At 43.9% G+C, this 26,743-nt stretch carries 14 protein-coding genes; 7 read left to right on the forward strand and 7 right to left on the reverse strand.

Going from position 1 to position 26,743, the window contains the following annotated elements:
• Positions 1-225: 225 nt before the first annotated feature.
• Positions 226-555, reverse strand: a complete 330-nt coding sequence (locus tag QXD64_06530) for a hypothetical protein (protein ID MEM3396970.1) — start codon at positions 553-555, stop codon at positions 226-228.
• A gap of 182 nt (positions 556-737) precedes the next feature.
• Between QXD64_06530 and QXD64_06535 the strand changes: the two genes are divergently transcribed.
• From QXD64_06535 to QXD64_06545, 3 genes are read left to right on the forward strand one after another with little or no spacing between them, the layout of a single operon-like run.
• Positions 738-7,397: a CARDB domain-containing protein gene (locus tag QXD64_06535; GenBank protein ID MEM3396971.1), complete on the forward strand. Its 6,660-nt coding sequence runs from the start codon at positions 738-740 to the stop codon at positions 7,395-7,397.
• Complete coding sequence (locus QXD64_06540; protein ID MEM3396972.1) at positions 7,382-13,708, forward strand: CARDB domain-containing protein; 6,327 nt, start codon at positions 7,382-7,384, stop codon at positions 13,706-13,708. Before QXD64_06535 ends, QXD64_06540 begins: the two co-directional genes overlap by 16 nt.
• A 44-nt stretch (positions 13,709-13,752) precedes the next feature.
• Positions 13,753-14,136, forward strand: a complete 384-nt coding sequence (locus tag QXD64_06545; GenBank protein MEM3396973.1) for a DUF3198 domain-containing protein — start codon at positions 13,753-13,755, stop codon at positions 14,134-14,136.
• Positions 14,137-14,140: 4 nt separating this feature from the next.
• On the opposite strand, the gene QXD64_06550 is transcribed toward QXD64_06545, so the two are convergent.
• From QXD64_06550 to QXD64_06560, 3 genes are all read right to left on the reverse strand, one after another.
• Complete coding sequence (locus tag QXD64_06550) at positions 14,141-16,186, reverse strand: phospholipase D-like domain-containing protein (GenBank protein ID MEM3396974.1); 2,046 nt, start codon at positions 16,184-16,186, stop codon at positions 14,141-14,143.
• Positions 16,187-16,248: 62 nt separating this feature from the next.
• Positions 16,249-17,094, reverse strand: a complete 846-nt coding sequence (locus tag QXD64_06555) for a Rab family GTPase (protein MEM3396975.1) — start codon at positions 17,092-17,094, stop codon at positions 16,249-16,251.
• 10 nt (positions 17,095-17,104) lie between these two features.
• The gene (locus tag QXD64_06560) at positions 17,105-17,962 is read right to left on the reverse strand and encodes a ribose-phosphate diphosphokinase (GenBank protein ID MEM3396976.1); all 858 of its coding nucleotides are present in this window, start codon (positions 17,960-17,962) and stop codon (positions 17,105-17,107) included.
• A 103-nt stretch (positions 17,963-18,065) separates the two neighbouring features.
• Between QXD64_06560 and nadA the strand changes: the two genes are divergently transcribed.
• Together nadA and QXD64_06570 are read left to right on the forward strand one after the other, a co-directional pair.
• Positions 18,066-18,968, forward strand: coding sequence for a quinolinate synthase NadA (gene nadA, locus QXD64_06565; protein ID MEM3396977.1), 903 nt, complete (start codon positions 18,066-18,068; stop codon positions 18,966-18,968).
• Positions 18,965-19,879 (forward strand): 2-dehydropantoate 2-reductase, encoded by a 915-nt coding sequence (locus QXD64_06570; protein MEM3396978.1) that lies wholly within the window; start codon positions 18,965-18,967, stop codon positions 19,877-19,879. Before nadA ends, QXD64_06570 begins: the two co-directional genes overlap by 4 nt.
• Here QXD64_06570 and QXD64_06575 read toward each other — a convergent pair.
• Entirely contained in the window at positions 19,856-20,926 is a 1,071-nt protein-coding gene (locus tag QXD64_06575; GenBank protein MEM3396979.1) for a DNA primase large subunit PriL, read from the reverse strand. The genes QXD64_06570 and QXD64_06575 overlap by 24 nt on opposite strands.
• Positions 20,927-21,005: 79 nt before the next feature.
• Here QXD64_06575 and aspS point away from each other — a divergent pair, with 79 nt between their 5' ends.
• The gene (aspS, locus tag QXD64_06580) at positions 21,006-22,319 is read left to right on the forward strand and encodes an aspartate--tRNA(Asn) ligase (protein MEM3396980.1); all 1,314 of its coding nucleotides are present in this window, start codon (positions 21,006-21,008) and stop codon (positions 22,317-22,319) included.
• On the opposite strand, the gene QXD64_06585 is transcribed toward aspS, so the two are convergent.
• Together QXD64_06585 and QXD64_06590 are read right to left on the reverse strand one after the other, a co-directional pair.
• On the reverse strand, positions 22,302-22,964 hold the full coding sequence (locus QXD64_06585) for an HAD-IB family phosphatase (GenBank protein MEM3396981.1): 663 nt from the start codon (positions 22,962-22,964) through the stop codon (positions 22,302-22,304). The two genes, aspS and QXD64_06585, sit on opposite strands and share 18 nt — an antisense overlap.
• A 44-nt stretch (positions 22,965-23,008) precedes the next feature.
• Positions 23,009-26,095: a PKD domain-containing protein gene (locus tag QXD64_06590; GenBank protein ID MEM3396982.1), complete on the reverse strand. Its 3,087-nt coding sequence runs from the start codon at positions 26,093-26,095 to the stop codon at positions 23,009-23,011.
• Positions 26,096-26,237: 142 nt separating this feature from the next.
• Between QXD64_06590 and QXD64_06595 the strand changes: the two genes are divergently transcribed.
• The gene (locus QXD64_06595) at positions 26,238-26,741 is read left to right on the forward strand and encodes a hypothetical protein (protein MEM3396983.1); all 504 of its coding nucleotides are present in this window, start codon (positions 26,238-26,240) and stop codon (positions 26,739-26,741) included.
• Positions 26,742-26,743 lie beyond the last annotated feature (2 nt).

Raw genomic sequence — 26,743 nt, forward strand, 5'->3', positions numbered from 1 at the left:
CTTAGAAAAGAGAGGGTGTCCCATCTTGCTCCAAATGGGACACACTGCGAATGCTTCCTTTCTACCCAAGGAGGTTTTTATATGCCTCTCCCAAATAAAGATTTGTAATGGCTATTCTTTATGACCCCAGGTTACGGCAAAGACAGATGAGAATGGTATTATTACTAGTTGTAACACTGTACTATCACCTCGCATCGTGAACATTAAGAGATCAGTCATAAATGTTCACGAGGTTCCCGTATAGTTTACCGAAAAAATGTATGGAAGAATCATTCTTCCCAGGAAAGAGACCTTGATTGACTCCCTCCCCATCTCCTTTATTTTTTCCTTATCTCCATCAAAGAGGACAAGAGAAGCGTCGAAAAATTTGCCGAGGGTGGTGAGGGGCACATGGTCATGGGAGTGCATTGACCTGATTTGTGATAATGAAATACCCATTTCCTTCAGTAGCTTATCAAGTTTGGCAACTCCCTCAAGTCCTTTTCTCTTCTTGATATATTCTATATTTCCATGAATCATACCAGCTCTGCACCAACCATCTGTAATCTCCATCATCTAACCTACATCTCCACAATATCCGCAGAGTATATCTATCTTTCGTGGTGCGGGCCGAAGAGGTGCAAACAGAGCCAGCAGCACTTGGTAGTATCCAAAGATTGTTTATATACCTCCTCTCGTATAACTATATCAACAGTCAATGTTCAAAATAATAATAAAAGAAGCAGGGGTGGTATAAAATGAAAAATAGAAAGTTTATGCTTAGGGAAAATGAGAGCGGTATTTCGGAAGTGGTAGCTACTTTGCTGGTGCTCGTGATTACAGTAACCCTATTTTCCTCAATCTTTGCATGGATTAACGCAATGCCTCCTCCGATGTCCAAAACCTACACAGAATTCTCTGCAAAGCTAGATACTGTTTATGTTGCAGGCAACTACTCCTTCTATGTGAACATCACCCATGCAGGCGGAGAAATTTTGTACGCATCGGCAACCACAATTATCATAAGGATCGAGAATTATTCTCAGAGTTTTACACTCGGGTTGAGTGACGGAGATAAGGATGGAACACTGACAGATGGAAAATGGGAGCCGGGAGAGGTATGGCGATGGAATTCCGCCCCTACATACTCCAACACTTCTACGGTTATTGTGCAGATAATTGATAAAGTGAAAAACCTTCTCGTTTGGTCTAGCATCCTCTATCCACAAATAACAGAAATTCCTCCTGCAATTCTGGAAAGGGGCGTATTACCAGACCCCGTTAGCATTGGGGGCAACTTCAAGGTATGGGCGAACGTAAAAGACGATGACCTGAACTTTGATTCGGTCTATGTGAACCTCTCTGCACTTGGAATATCAACACCAGTAAAAATGAATCAGACCTTTGGATGGAAATTTGAGACCTCGAACATAACCTGCAATGCCCAGGCAGGCAAATACCTTGCACTTATAAATGCTACAGATACAATGGGGCATGTTTCCACTGCAACTCTCTCCATAACCGTTAGTGCTGCAGCACAGGAAGAAACACAACCACCGAAGCTCATCGTTGAAAGGATTTTGCTCAGCAATTTCTCACCTACACGAGGCGACACAGTTACAATTACTGCCATTATCAAAAACCTGAATTCAATGCCTGCAGTGTCATCTAATGTCTCATTCTGGGATTATATCCCTCTAACTGACACATGGAGCTACATCGGATGGGCGAATGTATCCGTTGCGGGCTATGGTCAGAGCCAGGCCTACATGTACTGGACTGCAACCCCTGGTGGTTTGCACAAGATTTTCGTGAACATCACAAGTGTGATGCCAGGGAATAGCAATGGAATAGGAGCAAACATCTCTCTAGTTGTGACCCCAAAGATTCTGCTCGTGGATGATGATGGAGCGATAATGGGAAGTGGAAGCAACCTAGATGTCGCCTCCTATATGGCTGCTGCCCTGGATGCAGCTAACCTGAATTACCGAATTTATAGCGTCCCATTCGGGCTTGATGGACCGAAGTACGATAGCGGTCCTGTAGAAACCCAGATGCAGTACTTTGATGTTGTGATTTGGGTCAGCGGTAACACAAATAATTCCCTTACTTCAAACGACACTGCTGAATTGGTAAAATTCTTATCAGGCACTTCCACAGTACCTGCAGGCAAGCTTTGGTTGGTAGGAGAAAACATTCTAGAGGGTGTGAGCAGCACATTCATGAACTATATCGGAATAAATGGTCTCCTCCCTGCAATTTCTCTACCTGCTCAAATCTATGGGCAGAATCCTGGTGTAGGCTGGATAAATCTTTCCAACTGCCAGCCCCTCATGGATGGCAGTACATTTTCAATAGTTAGGCCTATAAATCCCCTTGCAAGTTTGAATGTACAGGCAGTGTTTATGAATGGAAGTGCAGATCAGTATTATGGGATTCAATACAAAAATGTGGTGAGTGGAAGAGAGTACAAGGTCGTTACATTCACATTTGAGTTTGCGGCAATGCGAGATATGGGAGACCAGGCAATCACAGCGTACAAAGTGGTGAACTGGCTTTCAGGCCTAGGAAATAGAACTGGGGAAGATTTAGCAGTGGCAAGCCAGTATATAGTGCCAATAAATCCAAGATACATGCAACCAGTGAACATCTCTGCAACTGTGCGTAATAACGGTGCAAGCGTTCAAGCAAATGTGGAAGTTGTTGCCTATATTTATGTTAACGGTGCATTACTGGATACAGTTTCGCCAGTTAATACATCAATCACATTACAGCCAGATGGAGGTTCTCAACTCGTGAATTTCACATGGGTGCCGAGGATGGTTGGCACATATGTAATTCGTGTCGTGGTTGACCCCAACAACAAGGTCACAGAGACGAATGAGGACAACAATGCCCTCAGTACTGCGGTAGGGATACACGAGATTAATGTGCTTTACACCTTGCTGGTAGTAGATGACGATTCTTCAGCAGAAAACGGTGGGGGAGGCACATTGCCCAATGTCGCTCAGTATGTGATTGATGCTCTAACAAGCCTGGGTTATGTAAACGGCACAGATATGGATATCCAGAAGGTGCCAAGAGGAGCGGACAGGAACAACACAGAATATAATGTCACGAATTATAATTGCATTCTTTGGGTTACTGGTTTTGCATCCAATGGTTCTGGTTACAATACCCTTACATCTACAGACATGCAGATAATCAAGGATTTCTATCTACCATCTGACCCTGCACAGCACACCTTTATTCTCATTGGAAGAGAAGTGCTGGGAGATAGTGGTGTAAGCGGAACAGCATTTATGACCCAGGTCCTGGGTGCCGCGAGCGCAGGAACAAAGTACACGGACGGAGTTGGGAAAGTAGTTTATGGTGTGAAAGAGAGCCCTGTAACAAATGGAATGAGAGTTGAGTACACCAATGGAACAAGCTTCCCATGCTATGCCTACACAAAAACAGCCTCTGCTATACCTCTGTTCTGGGCAAATGGCACCACTTATTGGGACAGAACAACGGATTTGGTGATGGGCACTGGTGTTAAAGACATTTCTGGCTGGCACTCTGCATTTCTTTCGTTTGATCTCTCCTATACAACCAATTTCTCTCTCGTAAAGGAAATTCTGTTTAACCTTATCCATTGGGGTGGTAGAGTTGATGCAATACCTGAACTTCGGGTCACTTCCCCTGACATTTACGCAGGAACAAACTCTAGGCCATACATCATTCTTCCAGAACTCAATCCCCAGATTGGCTCTTCCTACCTTTTGAAAGCAAACATCACGAATGTCGGTGGTTTGAGTGGCGATGTGATTGTTCGCTTCCTTGATGGCGATACAATAATTAACTCGGTTAACATTCATGTGCCAGAAAGCTATGCAGATGCTTCCAACAATGTTTACAATGGCAAATGCGTGGCTGAGATAATCTGGACACCGTTGTATGCGGGCTATGAGAGAATCTCCGCAATAATTGACCCGGACAATCTCTATGTTGGAAGCGAGAAGTTGCGTGAGAACAACAACGCAAGCCAGCAAATTCAGGTCTTTTTCTTCTACGATGATATGGAGGTGCCTGAACGAACTGCAGAAAACTGGAACCATGATGCAACACTGCTTAATATCAATGGCGAAAGCCCGCTTGATTTTCTTGCAAGAAAAGATGTGAGCACGCGGGTAATTGGGGACTGGGACTGGAATGTGAGCGGGAGCCAGGATTTTAACGGTACCACGACATTCAATGGCAATGGCACCTATCTCACAAACAATGCCACGGTACTGAACTACACAGGAGGCGCTGCCCACACTACACCAACTGCGTACTGGTTGCCTGAAACCCAAGGAAGAGTGACCATAAAGAGGAATGCAGATGTAATAATGATGTTCGACGTATCAGGGAGTATGTCATGGGACTTGCAAACTAGAATGTATGCGGCGAAAGCGGCAGGAGGAATATTATTAGACACCCTAAATGAGGGGGATAGAGCAGCACTTGCCCGCTTCAATACACAGTCATATTTAAATATTAGATTTACGTCTAATTTAGGAACGGTAAGACAGAGCGTTCTCTCTCTGTTCCCGGGTGGAGGTACAGCATTTTTAGATGCGACTGCTGTATCTGTCCGGTATGCTACAGGTGTGCCTTCTACATGGTCGTGGGCGAATAATTTCAACTACAACGATCATAATACATCAAACTTCCCAGCGGCAATAGTTCTCACAGATGGACAGACGAACTCAGATCAAACATTTACTACATATGATTCATGTATAAGCGAAATTACAAAATATGATGTAGCATTGTTTACGATTGCATTTGGTGGTGACGCAGATAGGGCAAACATGTGGAGATTGGCGTATGCAATGAATCATACTGGGAAGTCAAATGCAAATTACAGCAAACATTTCAATGTATCTACACCTGCTGAGTTAATCACGGCGTTCAAAGAGATATCTGCGATAATAAAGGAGGCTGCGGGGGGCGATGTGAGAGTACCATTGTTGGCACCTACAAAGGTGCGTCCTAAGGCGGTGGAGACAGTATATGCTCAGAACTTCGAGTTAGGCAGTGATTGGAGTATTGGAGGAACGGGTGCAAGCTGGGCAGTGGGACAACCAACTACATGGGTAGGCGGAGCCCATAGTGGTACGCGATGTGCAGCAACAAACTTAGGAGGAAACTATAATGACGGAGAGGCCTCTTGGTTTTGCTCGCCGCTTATTAATCTCACAGCTTACAAAAATGGAAACGTTACACTCACATTTTGGGCAGCATACAATTTTTACCATTGGTCATACTATTGGGCAGGATATCCATATAGAGATTATTATGACCACGCCCTGCTTCAGGTATCAATAGATGGAGGAGTTACATGGACCGTATTGCACAGTTTCCCAGACGAAAATGCAGATGGTAATGGACAGTTAGCTAGTTGGAGACAATATACAATAAACTTGACACAGTATGTGGGGAAGGAAATATACCTAAGGTTTACTATGCAGGATGACGACAATGTAGTTTACAGTTATTCGGTTCAAGGGAACGATAGGAACAGTGGGATCTATATTGATGATATCACAATAACTGCAGAGAGGGGAGAAAATGATGGAGTAGACATTGGCTACACACTCTTCCCAGCACACTATCGGTTCCTTACAACACCAGCAGTGCGTGTGGGCACGCCATACCTTTCCTTCTGGAACTATGCATCTGGGAGTTATGAAACAGGGAATCTACCAGATCATGTTGTGGTAATTGACTATGAGAATCACTATTATTGGTTGTACAACGATACAGGTGCAGTAGCATTTGAGGGCAACTTTGTGGTGCTCCAGAACAATTCTTACACAGGGAATGCGAGCAAAACTGGTGCATTGAATGTTGCACCTGTAACCTGCCTCTACAATCCCACACCAAGCCAGGATGTATGGTTTAACATAAACGATTACTACGGCTGGAAGATATTTTCACTTCCTGCGGTTCCACACGCAGTAACAGATATGCTCATTGCATGGGAGGACCTGTGGGGCACAGTGCCAAACAACCAGATAGATGGTAACGGTGACCAATGGGTGCGGGTCACATTGTTAGATGATGGCACCTTCCGCGTAGTGCCTTACAGGGCAAGCGGTGGATATGAGCATGATTTCTTTATAGGTTCAGATTGGGTGTACATAAAGCATCATGGGGAGGCCTGGAGCAATGGAGCAGGCACATCAGCAGACCCATACAAGGAAGTTACAGTGGTGCCCAGTGGTCAGCGTTTCCCTGTTTTCATGCGGAAATCAGAGGGAGGAATTTTGAGTTTTTACACAAAATACAGCATTACACCAGGAACAAATGGTGGTTTCCTCTATCTTTGGGGAAGCACGGATGGCAGGACTTGGGTGTGGGATAGAAATCATAGAGTGTATCTCTCACCCAGGCAACCTTACAACGGAAATTTGAAGATGGATGCATTAACCAATGAAACCACAACGGGAGGACTAACTGGTAATGGTTGGATAGACATAGATGGAAAAATGCCCTACTGGTGTTTCAACGGCAAGAGTGCAGGTGGCACTTACGGCTGGGAGAAGATAGAGGTGGATTTGGCGAAGTATGTGCGAACATTTGCGTCAATAAGGATTGTGTTTGTATTTGCACAGTTTGGAGGAATGTTGCCACCAGAGTGGAGACCAGATATGGGATGGTATATAGACGATGTGCAGATTCGGGTGAGAGGTGGTGTGCCGGACTACTGGAAGATAGTAGAGAATGCATCTCAAGCCCGTAGTGGAAGCAGGTTTTGGTATTTCAATTCACCTAGCGATTATCTCCCACTCGGTGTGGATTCCTCACTCTACACAATTCCAATTGATTTAACGAGAGCCTACAGAGCCACGCTCATTGCCTTCTTCAAATTCAACATCAACGATGGTGCTGGCTTACCGCCAGATGGAGTGAGAGTAGAGGTAAGCAAAGACAATGGCGAGACATGGTATTCCATAACATATGGTGTGAGAATTGGTTGGGGTTACACAGGAAGAGATTTAACTACAGTTGAAAACCGTGGTTACTATGGAGTTACAGGTGATGCCACAGGTGGAGAATTGCCGCAACGCTATTCTGGTGTGAGAGGGACACTCTACAAGACGAACTGGACATTTGTGCGAGCGAGCGATGCCAATACAGTGTCAGCGTATGATTGGGTGCCATCATTCACGCTTGTAAGGCTGAACTGTGATTTGAGTGGATTTGCAGGCAACACAATAATCTTGAGGATAAGAGTGTTCACAAATGCCACAGGTAGCGAAACCGATGCCGTACACTATGCCAGTGCCAGCTACAACAAAGGCGTCTTTGTAGACGATGTGTTTGTGATTGGTAACTCCATAATCCATGGACTGCAGGGAGGTGGTGAACGATGCGCAAGGCCATGAAAGGAGTAAGCAGCATCATTGGCACCTTTCTCGTGCTCGTGATTACGGTAGTGATATTCTCAACAATTTTTGCCTGGGTGCAAACATTTCCAACTCCCCAGCCCCGTGCAAACACGCAATTTGATGCAGAGGCATGGTATGAGGAAGCGGGTACTGGATCAGGATATTATGCGAATGTGAACCTAACGCACATTGCAGGTGAGCTGCTTCCGACAAGCTATATCAGAATAGTGGTTGAGACCGAGAATGGAACAAGATTCTATCTACAACCAAGTGATGGTGGAATTACTGGGCAGTATTGGGATTTAGGTACTGTCTGGAAATGGAAATCTTCTGCGTTGTTCACAGTCCCTCAGAACCTTACAATCCAGGTTATAAATACTGCAAAGAATCTCCTTTTCTGGCAGAAACTCATAATTGTTAACAACATCTGGTATCCACCACTAATTCAAGCTTCTGGTAGCTCGCCAACCCCGGTTGTGGCAGGGAATCCATTTAAAATCTGGGCGGATATTTATGACTTTGATCTCAACCCAAATTCTGTGTATGCCGACCTGACCCAGCTAGGGTTGGGCATAGTTAAACTAAATAACACTGCAGGGACGAGATTTGAAACTGCAGAGCTGACAACTTTTGTGAATCCAGGCACATACACATACACAGTCAATGCAAGTGACTATCAAGAGCACAGGAGTTTGAGAAAGTATTCCATTACAGTTGTAGTTTCGGCGGTAGAGGTTCCACTGCCAAATCTCGTGGTGAGTCAGATCTCTCTAAGTCCTTCCTCTCCAACCCGAGGAGAGACGGTAATTATCTCCGCAATCATCAAAAATTTTCAGAGCACACCTGCATCCTCAGCAACAATCACCACTTTTGATACGATTGTGGCTACGAATGCAACCACAACCCTTGACACGCAGGTAATTTCTGTGCCGGGCTTTGGAGAAACAGAGATTTATATCACATGGGTGGCACAACCAGGAGGTGCGCACATAATTGAAGTTACAATTACAGATGTGATGCCTGGCAATCTTACAGGCACGCCAAAAAATGTTTCGGTTGTGGTAATGCCTCGCATTCTCTTCGTGGATGATGATGGTGCAGGGATTGGGAGTCCAAATGATATGGGGGCGAATTTTATTGCTGCACTTAATGCAATCAATGTAAACTACACATCTACAACAGTGGCTCTAAACTCTCCAGGGCCAGGATACGATACAGGGCCAGCTCTTTACCAACTGAGAAATTATGATGTAGTAATCTGGGAAGGTGGTTTTACAAACAACACGCTCATGGCATCGGATGTGGCAAACCTTCAAAGATTCCTTGACAATGGGGGGAAGCTCTGGTTGGCGGGAGCGAACATTCTCGAGAATGTATCTGGGAGTTTTATAAATACCTATCTTGGAATCTCAGGAGTGTTACCCGCATCTACACTACCTTCTAAAATCTACGGCACGAACTATGGTAATGGATGGATAAACCTGACAGGATTTGAACCAAGCATAAACACAATTAGCTTTGCAGTTACGAGAACGCTATCAATTGCTGCGGGTGCACAGCCCTTACTGGTTAACGAAACAGGTGCCTTGAAATTTGCGAGTCAGTTTAAGAGAACTGCAGGTGTTTATGAAAGCAGAGTTGTTCTGCTCTCCCTGGAATTTGGGTCACTTAGGTACACTGGCGACCACGCCATTCTTGCCTATCACATAATTAACTGGCTGTCTGGCATTAATGCAAGGACCGGTGATGATCTGGCAATTTCGAGCCAGGAAATCTCCACGCTCACTCCAAGGTACAGGGAGCCGCTCAATGTGAGTGCGGTAGTGCGTAACAATGGTGACACAAGCCATTCAGATGTGGAAGTGCAGCTGATTGTCTATGCCTATGGTGTTGAGGTGGAGCGAGTGTGGCCTGTAAGTGGGCAAACAATTTCTCTCAATGCGTTTGGAGATTCAAAAACTGTGAATTTTACATGGACACCGAGGATTGTGGGAATTTTTGTGTTGCAAGTAATGGTTGACCCCTACAACAAAATTCCAGAGGTGAATGAAAACAACAATGTGTACAATAACACACTCTTGCTTAATCAGGTGAATGTGATTTACACGATGCTTGTTGTGGACGATGACGGCTCAGCCAATAATGGTGGGGGCTTGCCTGATGCATCAAGCGAAATCATAAATGCAATGCAGACGCTTGGCTACACGCTTGGGCGTGATATGGATGTCCAGATAGTTCCTAGGGGTGCAGATAGAAATAATTCTGAGTACAACATGAACAGGTACAATTGCGTAATCTGGATTACAGGAACCGCATACAACGGCTCTGGCTACAACACACTCACAGCAACGGACATTAATCTAATCCAGAACTTCTATCTCACAGATGACCCGAGCCAGCATGCGTTAATAATTATTGGCTCTTTCATTCTCAACGACTCTGCAGTTGCAAATACAGCATTCATGCGGAACATTCTCGGAGCCAACAACACTGGCACACCAGTAAACTACGGCTTAAACAATGTGCTCTATGGAGTACGAGAGAGCCCGATAACAAACGGTCTGGAATTTGTGATGAGCAATACATCCTTCGCAAGCTATCCTGCAAGGGCATACAACAGAACAGAGAGGGCACTGCCGGTGTTCTGGGGTGATGCAATAAATCACTGGGATAGATTGAGCGATAATGTGCTAGGCTCTGCTGTGTTTGACGCAGCGGGCTGGCATTCTGTCTTTCTCTCGTTCAACCCAGCATACACTGCAAACAGGACAATGATTTCAGAAATCATGCTGAGCATTGTGCACTGGTGTGGAAGAATTGATGCAAAGCCAGAAATAAAGATAACTGCACCTGATATTTATGCAGCAACGCATTCACGAGCTTACATCTACCTTCGTGATCTAAACCCACAGCTCGGTGCCACTTACCTTCTCAAAATTAACATTACAAATCTGGGTGGATTGAATGCATCTGTTACCATCAGATTCCTTGATGGCGATACAGTGATTGGGGCAAGAAATGTGAATGTACCGCCGAGCAGTACAAATGCCACTGGTTATGTGTCCAATGGCAGGGCAGTTTCCGAGGTGCTCTGGGTACCACTTTTTGTAGGTTATGAAACGATTAGGGTGATGGCAGACCCAGACGGAATTTATGCAAATGCAGAGTTCATCAGGGCAAACAACAATGCGAGCCAGAGAATCCAGGTCTTTTTCTTCTACGATGATATGGAAGTGCCAGAGCGAACAGCAGAAAACTGGAACCATGATGCAACACTGCTTAATATCAATGGTGAAAGCCCGCTTGATTTTCTTGCAAGAAAAGATGTGAGCACGCGGGTAATTGGAGACTGGGACTGGAGTTTGAGCGGGAGCATAAATCGCTCTGGGCTTACTCTCAATGGCAACGGAACCTATCTCACAAATAATGCTACTGTTTTCAACTACACAAAGGGTGCAGCCCACACAACACCGACAGCATACTGGTTGCCAGAGGTACCAAATCTTCCTGGTGTGACGGGAGAACGAGCACCCCTCGATATCTTTCTAGTCCTTGACAACTCGGGCTCAATGGCTGAAGACCCAGATGGAGACGGGAGAACAAAGTGGCAGGACCTGGTGGATGCTGTTACTAATTCAATTTTGAATTATCTTACCGCAAATGACTACATAACTGTAATTGCATTCGGGGATAGAAACCAGAATCTTGACCAGGTTGTGTTCACAGACATGGGAGTGACAGCGAGCAGATACAATTCAGACCTCAAGTCAGATAATGGAGATAATGAAGCAGTGCACATCTGGGTTGCAAGAAGCTTGGCAACAACTGCTACAAAACAGACAATTGTGAATTATCTCACTAATCCCGCACTTGGAATGACACCTGTGCTTGCAGGTAGATACGATACTCCAATCTGGGACGCAATAGGTGTTGGCATCGCCTATGCAAGATACTACAACAAGACCTTTGATTTTGCAAACGGAATTTTGCCAAGTGTGATCGTACTCTCAGATGGTATGGACTGGGGGAAGTACAGAGGAACGGGAGCGAAGGTCGGTGAAACGGACCTGGGTGGTAACAGAGGACCTGATGGAGGTAGTGAATTCTTTGGCCCATGGAGGTCCTGGTCTCTCGGTGACCAAACAGTGAATGGCGAAGTTACTTTATGTGCAGATTTCACAGCGTATGAGAACTGGTTCCCAATTACATTCTCAAATGCGGATAAAACTCGATGGGGCTTGATTGATACCTTCACCTCTACAGATGCCTGGGTTCACGTCCCAGTGTTCACAGTCGGACTTGGTGTGACCCATTTTGAGCATCCATCACTCGGGAAACTTGACACCAATCATTATGGCCAGGCGGCAGGGACACCAGAATACTGGCTCTGGAAAATTTCAAACACTTCTGCAGCTAAATTCACGAATTTGAGTTACGATGGGTATTTCTACGCCTCTCAATCCTCGCAGCTGAGCGGAATCTTTGCAGCAATAATGGCATCAATTGGTGCACCTGGGGACATAAGGGCACCGCCGCCAGTGCCGAATAAAAATTCAAAGTTCACACCAAATGCAGTGGATACAACGACCCTTTTCTTTGACGGATTCGAATCTGGCATTGGAGGCTGGACGGCGATTGGCGGAAACTGGGCGCAGAGCAATGCACAAAAATACAAAGGCACATACAGCTTGAAATACACAGGAGATAATACCGCAGGTAATGATTACATTCGTACTGCATCAGCAGTAACAATTCCCTCGGACATTGATTGGGCAATTGTAGCACTCTGGTCATACTACTATCTTGCATGGGATAAGCAAGCTTCTGGCAACAATGCAGTGTATATCCCAAAAAACAACTGGACAATAGAGGTGAGCACGAGCACAGGTGGTCCCTGGACAAGGGTAGCACCCTTGCATTGCTTCACGCCACTGAATGAAACAAGCACAACAGATGATGAATGGGTGCCAAATGCCTTTGACCTCACGAAATACAAGGGCCAGAGCATTTACCTCAGAATTGCAATGTACGATACTGGGATAAACGCCGGGGAGTATGCATACTTTGATGAATTCCGAGTTGTTTATGGAAAATCTCCCAGTGCTGCAAGTTCTCAACTCAATTATACAATTCCCTACAAGCGTTATCGGTTCCTCACAACGCCAGAAGTAAACATAAGCGGCGCTCCTAATGCCACGCTTTCCTTCTATACCAGATACTCCATCACAGAGGGTACAAACGGAGGATTCATCTATCTCTGGGGCAAGCAATCTGGTGAGACATCGTGGACCTGGGATGCCTCCCACAGAGTTTACATTCAGCCAAAGCAGCCGTATGGAGGTAATCTCAAGTTTGAGAGCGTTGAGAATGAGAGCACTGTCGGTGGCATAGATGGAAATACTGGATTGATAGATAGATATGGACGCTTGCCTTACTGGTGCTTCAATGGGAGGAGTGCAGGTGGTACTTACGGCTGGGAGAAGATAGAGGCTGATTTAAGTAAATACATAGGGACATTCACGGCGGTGCGTGTGGTCTTTGTGTTCGCACAGTTCGGAGGGCAGTTACCGCCAAACTGGACCGCTGACATGGGCTGGTATATAGACGATGTGCAGATAAAGGTGACAGGGATTCCTACAGATTACTGGCAGTATGTGTATAACCCTGGTGGAGGATATCTCGGGAGCAACAGATACTGGTATTACAATCAGGCATCTGGCTATCTCCCACTCGGTGTGGATTCCTCACTCTACACAATTCCAATTGATTTAACGAGAGCATACAGGGCAACACTCATTGCCTTCTTCAAATTCAACATCAACGATGGTGCTGGCTTACCGCCAGATGGAGTAAGGATAGAGGTGAGTAAGGACAATGGCGAGACATGGTATTCCATTACATACGGTGTGAGAATTGGCTGGGGATATACAGGAAGAGATTTAACTACAGTTGAAAACCGTGGTTACTATGGAGTTACAGGTGATGCCACAGGTGGAGAATTGCCGCAGCGTTATTCTGGTGTGAGAGGGACACTCTACAAGACGAACTGGACATTTGTGCGAGCGAGCGATGCCAATACAGTGTCAGCGTATGATTGGATACCATCATTCACGCTTGTAAGGCTGAACTGTGATTTGAGTGGATTTGCAGGCAACACAATAATCTTGAGGATAAGAGTGTTCACAAATGCCACAGGGAGCGAGACAGATTCTATCCACTATGCGAGTGCCAGCTACAACAAAGGCGTCTTTGTAGACGATGTCTTCGTGATTGGCACAACAATAACACATGGGATATCAAAACCATGAAAAGGTTTTTACCCACCTCCGTTATCAGGGCATTGGTGTAAAGGATGGCATGGAACCTCTGGCGAAATTACGGACACATTCTCTCAATCCTCATCATAGTTTTATCTGCAATCCTGACTTTCTTGGGTGTCTGCGGATTTGAGCAGATAAAAAATGTAATGCCTGAGCAGATAAAAGCAATTGAGAACGCAATAGGCAACTTTTACCTATGGTGCATCATTTTAGGGCCATTTCTCCTCCTAATCTTTGGCTGGCTTCTAATAGATTATTACAGCAAGAAGAGGGAATTTGAGAAACTCATAGACACTCAGAGCAAGGCACAATTCATAAAGAATTTACAGAGGATTGAAGAACTAGCTTTTTCCCTTCCCGAGCGATACGAGAAGAAAATAGAAAAGAAAAAAATTGAGCTGAAGGTCAAGCTCTGATCAATCATAGCTTGCACCTCAGCCAACTAACAAATTTTTTCACTCTCTTTTCCATCCCACCAAACTTCCATCCAACAATTGCCCCGAGCAGGATAGGAAGGAGAACATAGAGCCAGTTTTGATTTTCCTCCGCATGCACAGATTCAACCGCAGACACAGTAATCTCTCTAGATGTAGCGTTTTCATTTCCACAAGCATCAACAACTTTCAAAGTTACTCTGTATTTTCCAGGCGAGGGGAATGTGTAGTTCACTAATGCGCCACTTGCCTCAAATACACCATCTCCATTGAAATCCCAGAGATAGGAAACAATTTTTCCATTGTCGGTGGACCCTGAACCATCGAATCTTACTGTTTTATTGACCACAATTTTTGCGGGTACTCCTATGTAGGCAGAGGGCTTTCGTACATCCTCCTTCCAGTCAAATTCAAAGACACCATTAAAATAACTCGCAATTGCCTTACTCTCAATTAAAACACCCACTTCTCTGTTATCTTTGAACGAATTCTCACAGAAATTTGTGCTCCCAAGGTACACATAGGCATCATCAATAATGAATCCCTTTGTGTGGAGCATTCTGTAGCCATGTCCTCTAGCGTCAATAATCCTAGTGGAGATGTTTTTGTTCAACGAATTAAGATACTCTACAGTTTCTCTGTTTCCCTTTCCATTTGCCGCACTTCCATCTAGTAGAACTCTAACGGATACGCCTTTTTCAGAGAGTTTCACAAGTTTTTCCACAAATGGATTCACCACATTTCCCCAGTATAGTGGAAACTCCAATGCTTCTACGACCACGCTGTTCTTAGCAGAGGCTAGGCAGCGAAGGAGGTACTCTTGTGCATTGTCTGGTGCAGCAAGTAATGTCACATTGGAGACATCGGCTCTGGTTGTGAAATTTGAAAGTGTAGGGTTGAAATCTTTCACAGGAACAGAATTAGTTGTAAGGATTGTTTGCACTCCGGTATCTCCGTAAATGTTTTTTGCATCCTGATTAAAGAGCGAGATAAGCTGCTGAGCAAACTCAGAGTTTTCCACTATTACACCCCAGCCCCTGTTTCCGCATAGGCCCTGCTCTATATAGCTTGTTCCTTTGTAGTTTTCAGTGCTCACAACCGCCCATTTTCCATCAATCACAATGTATTTGGCATGCATGTAATTGTATCTGGTGTGTTTTGGTATTCCATAAAAGGTAAGGTTAGCAAAACCAGAAAGTTTTGAGAGCATGAATTTCTCTGCATTACCCAATCCTCCGACAGGAGAACCTTCAACAATTACACTTACGCATACATTTCTTTTGCTTGCATTTTCCAACGCATAAACAATTTCTGGTGAATCCAATGTGTATGTGCAGACAAGGATTTCCCTTGTGGCATTCTCAATTCTCTGAAGCACAACTTCCAAGCCACTATCAGGCGTCACGAAAGCAGTTAGATTTACATTCGTAAATCTCGTAGGAACAAGTGCAGTTCTTCCAATTCTTGTCGTGGTCCAGTCATTTGCGGTATCCGTGTCCTTAACTGTCAACCTCTTGTAAACCGTTCCAACTGACGGATTTTTCAGCATACTTCCATTCCAACCCTCCTGCACTCTTTCTTTGCCATAGGCAATTGCATCTACTAGAGAGCCATCAGGGGCATAAAGGTAAATCTCATCGTTTGAATTTGCAAGTTTAAATAGCCCCTTTACAGATACATCTTTTCCATTTTTGATTTCAATATCTGGCAGTTTCTCAAAATAATAGTAATAGCTAGAAGCATTGTTTGCAAGTGTGATGCAAGAGTATGCGGGAATTTCAACATCTCCAAACACAATTTTTCCCTCTCCATCAGAAAGCGAGAACCCGTTTAAGCAGAGAGCAGGGCCTGTGTTCTTCAATACCACATACTCAAGTCCATTTTCACAATTGGGTGCGAATTCCCAAATTAGCAGTTTTTTTTCTCCAACGGCCAAACATACATTTTGTTCGCCCTGCACTGCAACACCAAGAAAGCACTCGCTGATTATCAGAGCACCGATCAGTGTCCAGATTACTCCTTTTTGCTTCATGATGATTGCATCGCTGAAGTAAATATAAACCAAGGCACTACATGTAGGGCTAAATGTAGGGTTTATTCTATGCTCTCAAGTAATTTCAAGCGCCTAATCTTATTCTGTTCTGCAATCTCTGGCTGTACACCATTATCTACTTCTGCCTTTCTCAAAAATTCTATCAACAATTCAATTCCCTCTTTTGTAGGATATTTCAGATTTAGACCACAACTTCTGAAGCAAGCATTTAAAATTTCCATTGCTTTCTCTTCGCTCCCCATACTCTTAGTAAAATCTAGGAACAGTGCATCCAGCACGGTTTTATAGTTCACTTCATCATCTACCTCAATCTTTTCAAGTGCTTTCACTCTTTCTTTATAAGGGGTTACTTTGACTGGAGCCGTCATCATCACAGTGGCAAGTGCCATGAAAATTTTTTCCACATTTTCACCCGTCTTTGCAGAAGAGAGATAACAATTTTCTGGATTTATTTTCAAACTTTCCGCAATTTGTTTAACATCTTCTAAGGAGAAGCAAGCCACATTAATTAAATCGCATTTATTTGCCACTATGATGGCTGGCTTCTCACCGACAACGCTCACCATCAGTGGATGCCAGTATTTTTCGATGCTGTCAAGCGTATCTCTTCTAGTGAGGTCACAAACGAATATTGCACCTTCCACACCAACAAAAGCGTTTTTCTGCACACTTCTGTAGTCCTTCTGTCCCAAAATATCCCATATCATGAGGTTAATTTTGATTTCTCGCTCTCCGATTTTCAGATCAACAACTTTTTTTGAGACCTTTGTGCCAATGGTCTGGATATAGGAATCATCGAATGCGTTAAGCACATACCTTCTAATTAAGCTGGTTTTCCCTGTTCCCCAATCTCCGATTAGCGCAATCTTTTTCGTATAGGTTTCCATCTCCTCACCATTATATTATCCCAGATATAGCCCTTGCGATTTCCTCAGCAACAGAATAACTGGAAAACCTAGTTTCAATTGTATCTGAAGCAATTACTTCAGTGCACAAGGATGCAAGCTCGTTACCTGAATTTCCTAGGAAAAGTCCATGAGTGCATCCACATGAAACAGATTTTGCACCAGCATCTAACATTTGCTTTGCTGCAGTTTTTATTGTTCCACCTGTAGAGATGATATCATCCACTATGACCACATTTTTGCCTTTGAAATCGTAATCTGGCAGTTTTATTGTCACAGTGTGTCCATCCAATCTTACCTTGTCTAGATGTATATAAGGAATGCCTGAGAGTTCAGAGGTTCGTTTTACTCGCTCAATTCCTCCTTTGTCTGGTGAGACAATAACATCAATCTTCTTGCCTTTGAAATATCCAGCTACACAGGGAATGGCTGAAACTTCAAATGCAGGGATAGTGAACCATTTAATCACAGTGTTTGCATGGAGGTCCACACTAAGAAAAGCATCACAGTTTGCTTGGATTGCCCTTGCAATTGCTCTTGCCGAGATTGCTTCGCCTTGCTTAAATACCTTGTCCTGTCTAGCATAGCCGAAGTAGGGGGCGACAAAAATAATCTTTCTTGCATTTGCCTCCCGTGTAGCATCGCAGAGCAAGATTGCCTCCAGAATTTTTTCGTCACTAGTTGTGCTCTGCACAATCACTGCGTCCTTGCCTCCAATTTCGGAACCGATTCTAATATACATCTCTCCATCTGGAAACCTTTTTCTCTCAACACTTGCAATTTCGCAGTTTGTAATTTTGGCAATTTTCTGGGAGAGTCCGGGCGATGCAGAACCAGGAATTACAATCATTCTGCCACCGCTATCTAAAAGCAAATGGGTAAATATAGGTTTTTGTTGGGATATTCCATCCACTTCCAAAAACTATAAACTTACCTTGTAATATTAGAGAACCATGGATTACGCTAAAAGGATAATGGAACTCAAGAAGGAGCTCAATGCCGTCTTGCTTGTCCACAATTACCAGCGTCCGGAAATTCAGGATGTCGCAGATTATCTCGGAGATTCGCTGGGGCTCTCCATGGAGGCGAGCAGGACAGATAAAAAAGTAATCGTATTTTGTGGTGTCAACTTTATGGCGGAGACCGCTGCAATTCTCAATCCAGATAAGCTTGTGTTACATCCAGAACCTGATGCGAAGTGTCCAATGGCAGGGATGATAGATGTAGATGGGCTTAGGAAGTATAAGAGCGAGCATCCAGAAGCAAAGGTTGTTGCCTATGTCAATACAACTGCAGAGGTGAAGGCAGAGGCGGATATTTGCTGCACCTCAGCCAACGCTGTAAAGGTCTGCCAGAGCATTCCAGATAAGGAAATAATTTTTGTACCCGACACAAATCTAGGGCTTTATGTGATGCGATTTGTAAAAGATAAAAAAATTCATCTTTGGCCGGGATATTGTCATACTCATAGAGACATAACCAAGAAGGAGATAGAGGAGTTGCTTGTCCTGCATCCAAAATCTGAGGTTCTCGCACATCCAGAATGTGTACCTGAGGTAGTTGACATGGCGGATTTTGTGGGTTCTACAGAGGGGATTGTGAAATATGTGAGAAACTCTCCGAAGCACGAGTTCATAGTGGCAACAGAGAAGGAAATGTGTTATAGATTGAAGAAGGAAAATCCAAACAAGGAATTTTATCCGCCTCCCTCCGCGCTTTGTCCTAATATGAAAAAAATTACAATTGAGAAGGTAGTTCAGAGCATGGAACAGAAAATTTACCCTGTTAGAATTGACGAACGCGTTCGTGAGAAGGCCTACCAGCCAATAAAAAGAATGTTGGAGTACACAAAATGAAGGTGCTGATCTTTGGTGCAGGCGCCATAGGAAGCTTTGTTGGTGCGATGCTGAGCCAGCAGCATGAAGTTATCCTTGTGGGAAGAAAACCACATGTGGAAAAGATAAATGAAGAGGGTCTTAAAATAGATGGAGTTCTTACAAAATTGGTAAAAGTTAGTGCGAGGGAAGAAATTCCGGGAGATGATTGGGATTTTGTTTTTATCACTACAAAGGCCTACGATACAAGGAATGCGGTAAGAGAAATCCTGCAAGCCATAGACAAGGGCACAATTGTAAGTATGCAGAATGGATTGAATAACCTTGAGGTGATTGCGAAAGAGCTAGAAGTTAGTGGGAAGAAGTTGGAGATAGGGGCCTGTATTACGAGCATGGGAGTCACTTTTCTTGAGCCCGGAAAGATAAGGTTCAACGGTTGGGGAAGAACGGTTGTGGGAAGTTCTAGCCATAATGTCGCAACGACCTTATGCAAGATGCTGAACGACGCTATGATTTCCACAGAAGTCAGTGATAACATCCTTCAGGATATTTGGGTAAAGGGTGTTGTGAACTCTGCAATCAACCCTTTGACAGTAATCTTCAATGTGAATAATGGAATGCTTCTGCGAAATGCTTATCTGAAAGAGATGCTCGTGAGTGTGGCGGCGGAGAGCGAGGAGATAGGAAAGGTCTCAGGTTATATAAGTCCAGATGTTGACTGTGTAAGCCAGACGCTCAAAGTTGCAGAGCAAACTGCAGAAAACTATTCAAGTATGCTCCAGGATGTGATGAAAGGAAAGAGGACAGAGATACTGGAAATTAATGGACACATTGTAGAGGTTGCTGAACGTACTGGAAAAAAAGCACCGCTCAACCGATTTCTGGTGAACGCAGTCTCCGCAATACAGTCAACTGGGAGACGGCTTTGCTAATTTCTGCTTTTTCAACTCCCGTTTCTTATAGCGATAGTAGACCCATGGATGTTTCAGCCAATCCTTCTTGCAAAGTTCATCGTCACCAGGATTACAGAGACCATAGCTCTTCATCGTAGCACAGCCAGGTGATTTATATGTGGTGTGTGAACTCTTGCCTGTGATGTGTTCCACCTGGTATTTACTCTTACTCAAGTCAAAGTCAGGCGATGTTGAAAACAGTTTTAGAATTTGTTCAGAATCAAGACCGAGCCCTTTCAGGAATGCCACAATTGCGAATCTAGCCATGTGGGGAGCATTCTCACCAGCTCTGATAATTTCAAGAATTTTTTTCATGCATGGAGGAAATGCGTCCTCTTTAAGCTCGCCAATTTCTTGGCTAGGAAAGGATTTTTTATGTTTTTCCATGATTTCTCTAATTTGGGCTATCTCTTCCTGAAACTTTTCTCTGATTCTAGCATCTACTGGAAGTGGAAGTTCTGCTTCGATCTTTCGTTTTAGTGCTTCCTCTAGAATTCTCAGGATTTTATCTCTTCCAAGATGGACCCAACCCTTGTCCAGTGCTTGATAAGCAAGTTTCCAATCAGGGTCACCACGAAACTGCGAAGTGTAGGTGAGATACTGGGTAAAATGAATTGCAAAATCTGGTTCAATTCTCTCTCCAAGAAACTGAACCTCAATTCCAAGGTCCCTAGCGATTTGGACAAGTATCTCCTGCCGTTCAGATGCAGCAACTGCAGAAAAGTTTTTTGATTCGGCAACCGCATACCTATTGATCACAGTTTTATCCCTTACTGCAGAGATTATCATTCTAGCTACAGGGTAGCTTAAGAGAGAATACAAAAGCCCGATTTCGTCAGTATATGGCAAGTTGAATGGGGTTGTTGGCGTTTGCACTGCAGAAAGGGCCCTCTTACTACCAAGTTGTCTAGCAGTGGCATAGAGGTCATCATTGAGCAGATGATCCAGGTCTATTTTCTCATTTCTTATGTATTCGACAGCGTCCCTGAGAAAAGGATATCTGGCAAGTATTTTCAACTCATGCATAAAAGAACAACGGAGAGGGGAGAGATAAAGATTTTTGTTTTGGGAAAAACTTTAAACCCATCGCCTCATTCCTGCCCTCATGCAGCGAAAATACAGCAGTGAGTTGAGTGCGGAGATGGACGGACAAGAAGTAAGAATTGCTGGCTGGGTAGAGGATGTGCGGAAGCTGGGTAGTATTGCATTTATTGTGCTAAGAGATAGAGAGGGTAGAATCCAGATTACAGCAATAAAGAAGGAGATGGGTAAGGAGAAGTTTACAGAGATTACAGGACTCCCCAGAGAGAGCGTGATTGAAGTTATAGGTAAAATCCAGAAGAGTGCAGAGGCAAGAATGGGATTTGAGATTCTACCGAGGGACTTTACGGTACTCTCCAGGGCGGAAGTTCCCCTACCGCTGGGTGTTGTGGATAAGGTGAATGCAGAACTTGACACACGGCTTGACAATAGATTTATGGATTTGAGAAAAGATGAGGTACTGGCAATCTTTAAGATTAAGAGCTTGGTTTGTGCAGGCATAAGGAATTACCTACTTGCAAATGGGTTCGTGGAAGTGCAAACGCCAAAGATAGTGTTTGCGGGAGCTGAGGGAGGCGCCACACTATTCGAAATCGAATACTTTGGTAAAAAAGCCTTTCTGGCTCAGAGCCCCCAACTCTACAAGCAGATGCTGATGGCAACAGGGCTCGACAGGGTTTTTGAGATTGCACCGGCATTTCGTGCTGAACCCTCGGACACAGTTAGACATTTGGCAGAGTTCATCTCTCTGGATGTGGAGCTAGCCTACATAGATTCTTCAGAGGATGTAATGAAAGTGCTAGAAAATCTGGTTGCTAGCACAATTGAGTATGTGGTACAGAATGGCACGAAGGAGCTCAATCTTCTGAAATGCGAGGTAAAGGTACCGAAGCTACCGTTTAGACGAATTTCCCACAGAGAATGCATAGAGATTTTGAGATCGATGGGCTGGCGAGGAGGGAACGACATAGATACAGAGGGAGAGAAAATGCTGGGAGAATACATAATGAAAAATTACAATGAGGAATTTCTCTTCATTACCGAGTTTCCAACGGAACTAAAGAAGGGCACATTCTACGCTATGCGAAAGGATGAAAATCCCGAATTGACCGGATATTTTGATCTTGATTACAAAGGCCAGGAACTCACATCTGGAGGGCAGAGAGAGCACAGATACGAAAAACTCAAAGCGCAGATGCTTGAAAACAATTTGAAGCTTGAGGCATTTGAACCCTATTTGAAGGCCTTCAGGTACGGAATGCCACCGCATGGTGGCTTTGGTCTAGGGGTTGACCGCCTTGTCCAAAAAATGCTGAATCTTACGAACATAAGAGAAGCAGTACTTTTCCCGAGAGATAGATTAAGGGTTACCCCCTAGAATCGTTTCAAAGATTGGAATCAGAGCACTCATGTCGCTCTGTTCAACGACATAATCCGCAGCACTGCAAATTTCCATATCTACAGGTGAGAATGCAATTCCAATGGCTGAGACCTCGAACATGCTCGTATCTATGAAGCTATTTCCTACAGAAATGATTTGGCTCTTTTCAGCACCAATTTTCTCTGCGAGTTCTCGTAATGCCTCTCCTTTTTCAAGTAATTTTACTCTAAGCACCCCTTCGCCAGTAAGATACCCAAGCTCGTCGGTCTTAAGCGCATTCGCAACTACATGCTCTATTCCGAGTTCTTTTGCAACTCTGTGTGCCAGTATGTCTATACCTCCGCTCACAATAGCAGTAGAAATTCCAGTGTTTTTTAAGAACCTGAACAACTCCTTTGCACCCTTTTTAATAGGGATTTGCGACAGAATTTCCGCAATTTCACTGAGATGAATTTTACTTTTCTTCGAAAGCCATAGTTCTATGTCTCTTCGCATAAATTCCAGATCATCAATTTTTCTCTCTAGAAAGGCATGTAGTGCTGCATCATTATTCACGGAATAATGTCTGTGGACCCATGACCAGGAACTATCTACATCTACCAGTGTACCATCTAAATCAAAAGCAACAAGTTTATACATCATCAAATCACCAATAATAAATAAAAATTAAAAAAGTTGTTGGAAAATTATTTTTTCTTCTCTTTTTTCTCTTCCTTCTCTACCTTTTTCTTTCCTTTTGTCTCTTCTTCCTCTTCTTCTGCCACCTTACGTCGCTTGCTTATAAAGTATATCACCAGCAATGCAATGATCACTGCTGCAATTCCTCCACCATACATAGCATAGGTCTTCCAGGCGGCCTCGTTTATGGTTATGTCCTTCTTCATCACATTGTTATCTGCATATGTGTAGTATTCGTCATCAGAGTAGACACTCACATTTAGCGTGAAACTGCCTGCAGTATCTGGTGTCCATGTAAACTCTACAGTCATAGTTTCATTGTACCTGAGCGCGGTGCCATTTGGGTATGTGAAGGAAGAGATATTACCAACCTCTCGTGTAGAGCCATCTCCTGAAATCAACACAAACGCGAGATACTTCAGTACCGCACTGGAGTTTTCGCCGCCAATGTTTCGAATTTCCACCTTTATTGTGGACTGCGTTCCGACTTCAAACTTCTCTGGCAATGTTATGTTTGTGATTTCAAGATCTGGTCTTGCAGTGGTGTTCAATCGCACATTGAGTACTAGTGTTGTGTTCTTCGAATTTCCTGCTACATCCCAAACAGTAAGTGTGACATTCCAGTCACCTGGCTCTAGTCCACCTCCAAGCACATAGGTCGTGTTGTTGCTCTCCACCGTCTTGAACACCTCACCTTTCTTTTCAATTGTCCAGTTGTATTTCACAATGCTTCCGCCGTGTGGGTCATAGGATTCGCTAGCATTGAATGTAATATTAGTTTTCTCAATCACACTAGTTGTCTCTGTGCCTTCCATATCCAGAATCTTAATGACAGGCACAGGTAACTCTGTGTCATTAACAACTACCTTCATTGTTGCATTTGCCCAATTTCCCGCAATGTCTGTGACATTCAAGATGACATCGTAAATCCAGCAGCCCGTAACTGTAATCAGAGTTCCAGAAACATTTATTGTAGTTTTGTTTGTGTAGTCGACTTCTCCACCTATGTATGTGTGTGAGATGTTGTAAATGCGGTTATCCAGCGTTTCCGTTGTGGTAGTGTTATCTCCGAAGTCCCATGCCCAGCTCCTTATTGTCCCATTGGTATCATTTCCTGTTATGCTGTCTGTTGAATATGAACCGTTGAAAATTACTGGTGTAGTCACATTTGTGAACACATAGGTTGTGTTGTTTCCATTTGCATTAATCACGGGTTTTGGTGCGACACCATCCACATTAAGGGTCATGTTTGTAGAGTTTGTTTGTCCACCGCTACCGATCACAGTGAGCGTTACCTTCAGGTTTTCTCCAGGGTTTGCATAGGTGTGGTTGATCGTCATATTCTCTGTGGTCTCTACCTTTCCATCTCCAAAGTCCCAGATATACTTGGTGATGTTACCTACAGCCACAACAGAGTTCTGGGCGCTGAAAGTTACATTAATGTTGGCTTTGACAATCACAGTGTAATTTTCATAGGTGTTGTTGAGGATGTTGTAGTCACCCCAGTCCTCAGCAGTCACATTTATCACTGGTTGGACATCACTAAATTTCTCGAATTCCATAGTAGCAGTGTCTATTGCATGTCCCTCTCTCACATTTGGGTCGACCTCAAACTTCTGCCAGTTCTTTACTGGAATGAGATTTACAAAGCCCCTATCAAATGTGTGGTCTGTAAGAACATACCCTTCACCAAGGGAGAACTGGTATTTGTAATCTGTAATCGCGTTATCATAGTTGAACCCGAAACTGCATGTATAGGAGTCGCTCGTATTTATTGTGTTGTCCGAGATGAACGTGTAGGAATAGTTCACATAGATTGGCGCATCTACTGTGACATCGATAGGCACACTTGCATTTGTGATACCCTCATCCCTTACATCTACACTGAAGCCAGAGACATTTGTGTACGCGGTATCGTTTATCTCAAATCCCATCTGGTTGGGCACATAGAATGGACCCATTTTCACTAGGTAGTTCTTGAAATTGTTTAGTTCTGTTTGGCTCAACATGAAATCTCCGTTTCCAAAAGCAAAGTCAATCTGAAGGCGTACCATGTATGTATTTGCCATCTTCAAATAAGGTAGTGAGAAATAGGGCTCCAGCTTGGCATTGGTTTTAGCAGTGAGATTATTTATTTTTGTGAGGTCGAAGGAGGTAAGAACCTCGCTTTTCTTGACTTCCTTCACCATTGCATCCTTAATGTTCAGAATTCCATCTGTCACTGTAACACTCTTGTTTATGTAAGTTGTGTAGCCCTCTGAGGCCACAATCAATATGAAGTTACCTGGGTAAGCACCTATTTCAAAGTATGGATTGTTCTCAATTTCGTTTGTAAAGGTAAACATAGTAGCGGTCTCAATAAGAGTTATGTAGGTCTTTTTAACTTCGGTTAAAATGTTTCCGCTAGAATCCCTTAGATATCCTTTTACAAAGGTCTTGTACAAGGTCACATTTTCTTCAATGCCAGTTCCTTCCGAGAGTAGAATTGTTTTGTTAAATGTGGGTGCATAACCAGGATACTCAACAATTAGGTTGTACTTGCCTGCATAGAATGAGATGTTATACTCCTGTTTCTTGGGGTCTGTGGTGTTGTCTGGTAAGACCACACCCCATGAAGTAATCCTTTCGCAGTAGTTGTTAGCAAAGTCCACAACTTTCACCGTGGCATTCGTGGTAAATGACGCCCCGAGAGCCAATGTAATAGTACCACTCACATAAGAATTTATCTCCTTTTTCTCAACCTCTAGTTCCTTCTCCACCTTCTGAGTAAACACACTAAATGGCTCTGATTCTGCATAGAGGAACACTTCGTTTCCTTTTCTCTGCGATTCGAATGTGAGTTTGTAATAGCCAGGATTAACAGAAAATATGAAGAAGCCACCATCTCTAGTTGTGGTTGAGGCAACAACATCATTTTTTGCAAATGAATACAGCTTCACCGTCAGGCCTTCTGGTGCAAAATCCCCATCTTTTGTAAGCACTGTCCCCGAAACTGTCACTGTCGGGGATGTTCCAATCGCCGGCACTGCTATAGTCGCTAGTAGTCCTAGCACCAACATTGCGCTTAGCAATTTCGCACACTGTTGTTTATTCATTTTCCATCCTCCAATTGGCTATCTGAAGGGGGACTAATAACTACTTGTTAATATATTTTTGCCTTAAGATGGACCAAAACACCTGGCATCCACAATCTAATAAATACAAAGTATTATATACCGTTTTTCACTAGCACCTCCTATGATACGGAAATATCTCGGGTCACTTATAGTGGTGTTTGTGGTCACAGTAATTTTGTTTCTATCTGGACACAGCACTGCGACAAACCTTAATTCTAAATTTGTAAATACCCCCAACATTTATCAAACAGGGGAGAATGACACAGGTGGGAATCCATTTGAGAATTTCACACCAGAGCAATTGTTTGACCCCGCCTCTCCGATGGCAATTCTCGGCTACCTTTCCATGTTTTTCTGTCTAACAATCCCGATCTCCCTTTTGATAATTGCAATTGCAACGCTCGCAATTTTTGTAAGGATGGGCAAGATAAAGAAGGAACTGAGCCAGCTGAATCAGAGTAGACAACAAGCACCAGCCCACTATGTTCAACCTCAGTTTGTGCAGCACCCCCAGCCAGCAACTACACCCACCGTTCAGCCCCACTCACCCCAGGCACCACAGCAACCTCCACAGCAATCACCGCAGAGCCAGCAGGTGCAGGGGCAGCAGGGCAAACAATTCTGAGT

It is taken from the genome of Thermoplasmata archaeon (assembly GCA_038874435.1).
In the GTDB taxonomy this organism is placed as follows: Archaea; Thermoplasmatota; Thermoplasmata; order Lutacidiplasmatales; family SKW197; genus SKW197.

Excerpts from the sequence above, each read along its gene's own strand:
- QXD64_06530 (MEM3396970.1), bottom strand. The coding sequence starts at position 555 with ATGATGGAGATTACAGATGGTTGGTGCAGAGCTGGTATGATTCATGGA.
- QXD64_06535 (MEM3396971.1), top strand. The coding sequence starts at position 738 with ATGAAAAATAGAAAGTTTATGCTTAGGGAAAATGAGAGCGGTATTTCG.
- QXD64_06540 (MEM3396972.1), top strand. The coding sequence starts at position 7,382 with ATGCGCAAGGCCATGAAAGGAGTAAGCAGCATCATTGGCACCTTTCTC.
- QXD64_06545 (MEM3396973.1), top strand. The coding sequence starts at position 13,753 with ATGGCATGGAACCTCTGGCGAAATTACGGACACATTCTCTCAATCCTC.
- QXD64_06550 (MEM3396974.1), bottom strand. The coding sequence starts at position 16,186 with ATGAAGCAAAAAGGAGTAATCTGGACACTGATCGGTGCTCTGATAATC.
- QXD64_06555 (MEM3396975.1), bottom strand. The coding sequence starts at position 17,094 with ATGGAAACCTATACGAAAAAGATTGCGCTAATCGGAGATTGGGGAACA.
- QXD64_06560 (MEM3396976.1), bottom strand. The coding sequence starts at position 17,962 with ATGATTGTAATTCCTGGTTCTGCATCGCCCGGACTCTCCCAGAAAATT.
- nadA (MEM3396977.1), top strand. The coding sequence starts at position 18,066 with ATGGATTACGCTAAAAGGATAATGGAACTCAAGAAGGAGCTCAATGCC.
- QXD64_06570 (MEM3396978.1), top strand. The coding sequence starts at position 18,965 with ATGAAGGTGCTGATCTTTGGTGCAGGCGCCATAGGAAGCTTTGTTGGT.
- QXD64_06575 (MEM3396979.1), bottom strand. The coding sequence starts at position 20,926 with ATGCATGAGTTGAAAATACTTGCCAGATATCCTTTTCTCAGGGACGCT.
- aspS (MEM3396980.1), top strand. The coding sequence starts at position 21,006 with ATGCAGCGAAAATACAGCAGTGAGTTGAGTGCGGAGATGGACGGACAA.
- QXD64_06585 (MEM3396981.1), bottom strand. The coding sequence starts at position 22,964 with ATGATGTATAAACTTGTTGCTTTTGATTTAGATGGTACACTGGTAGAT.
- QXD64_06590 (MEM3396982.1), bottom strand. The coding sequence starts at position 26,095 with ATGAATAAACAACAGTGTGCGAAATTGCTAAGCGCAATGTTGGTGCTA.
- QXD64_06595 (MEM3396983.1), top strand. The coding sequence starts at position 26,238 with ATGATACGGAAATATCTCGGGTCACTTATAGTGGTGTTTGTGGTCACA.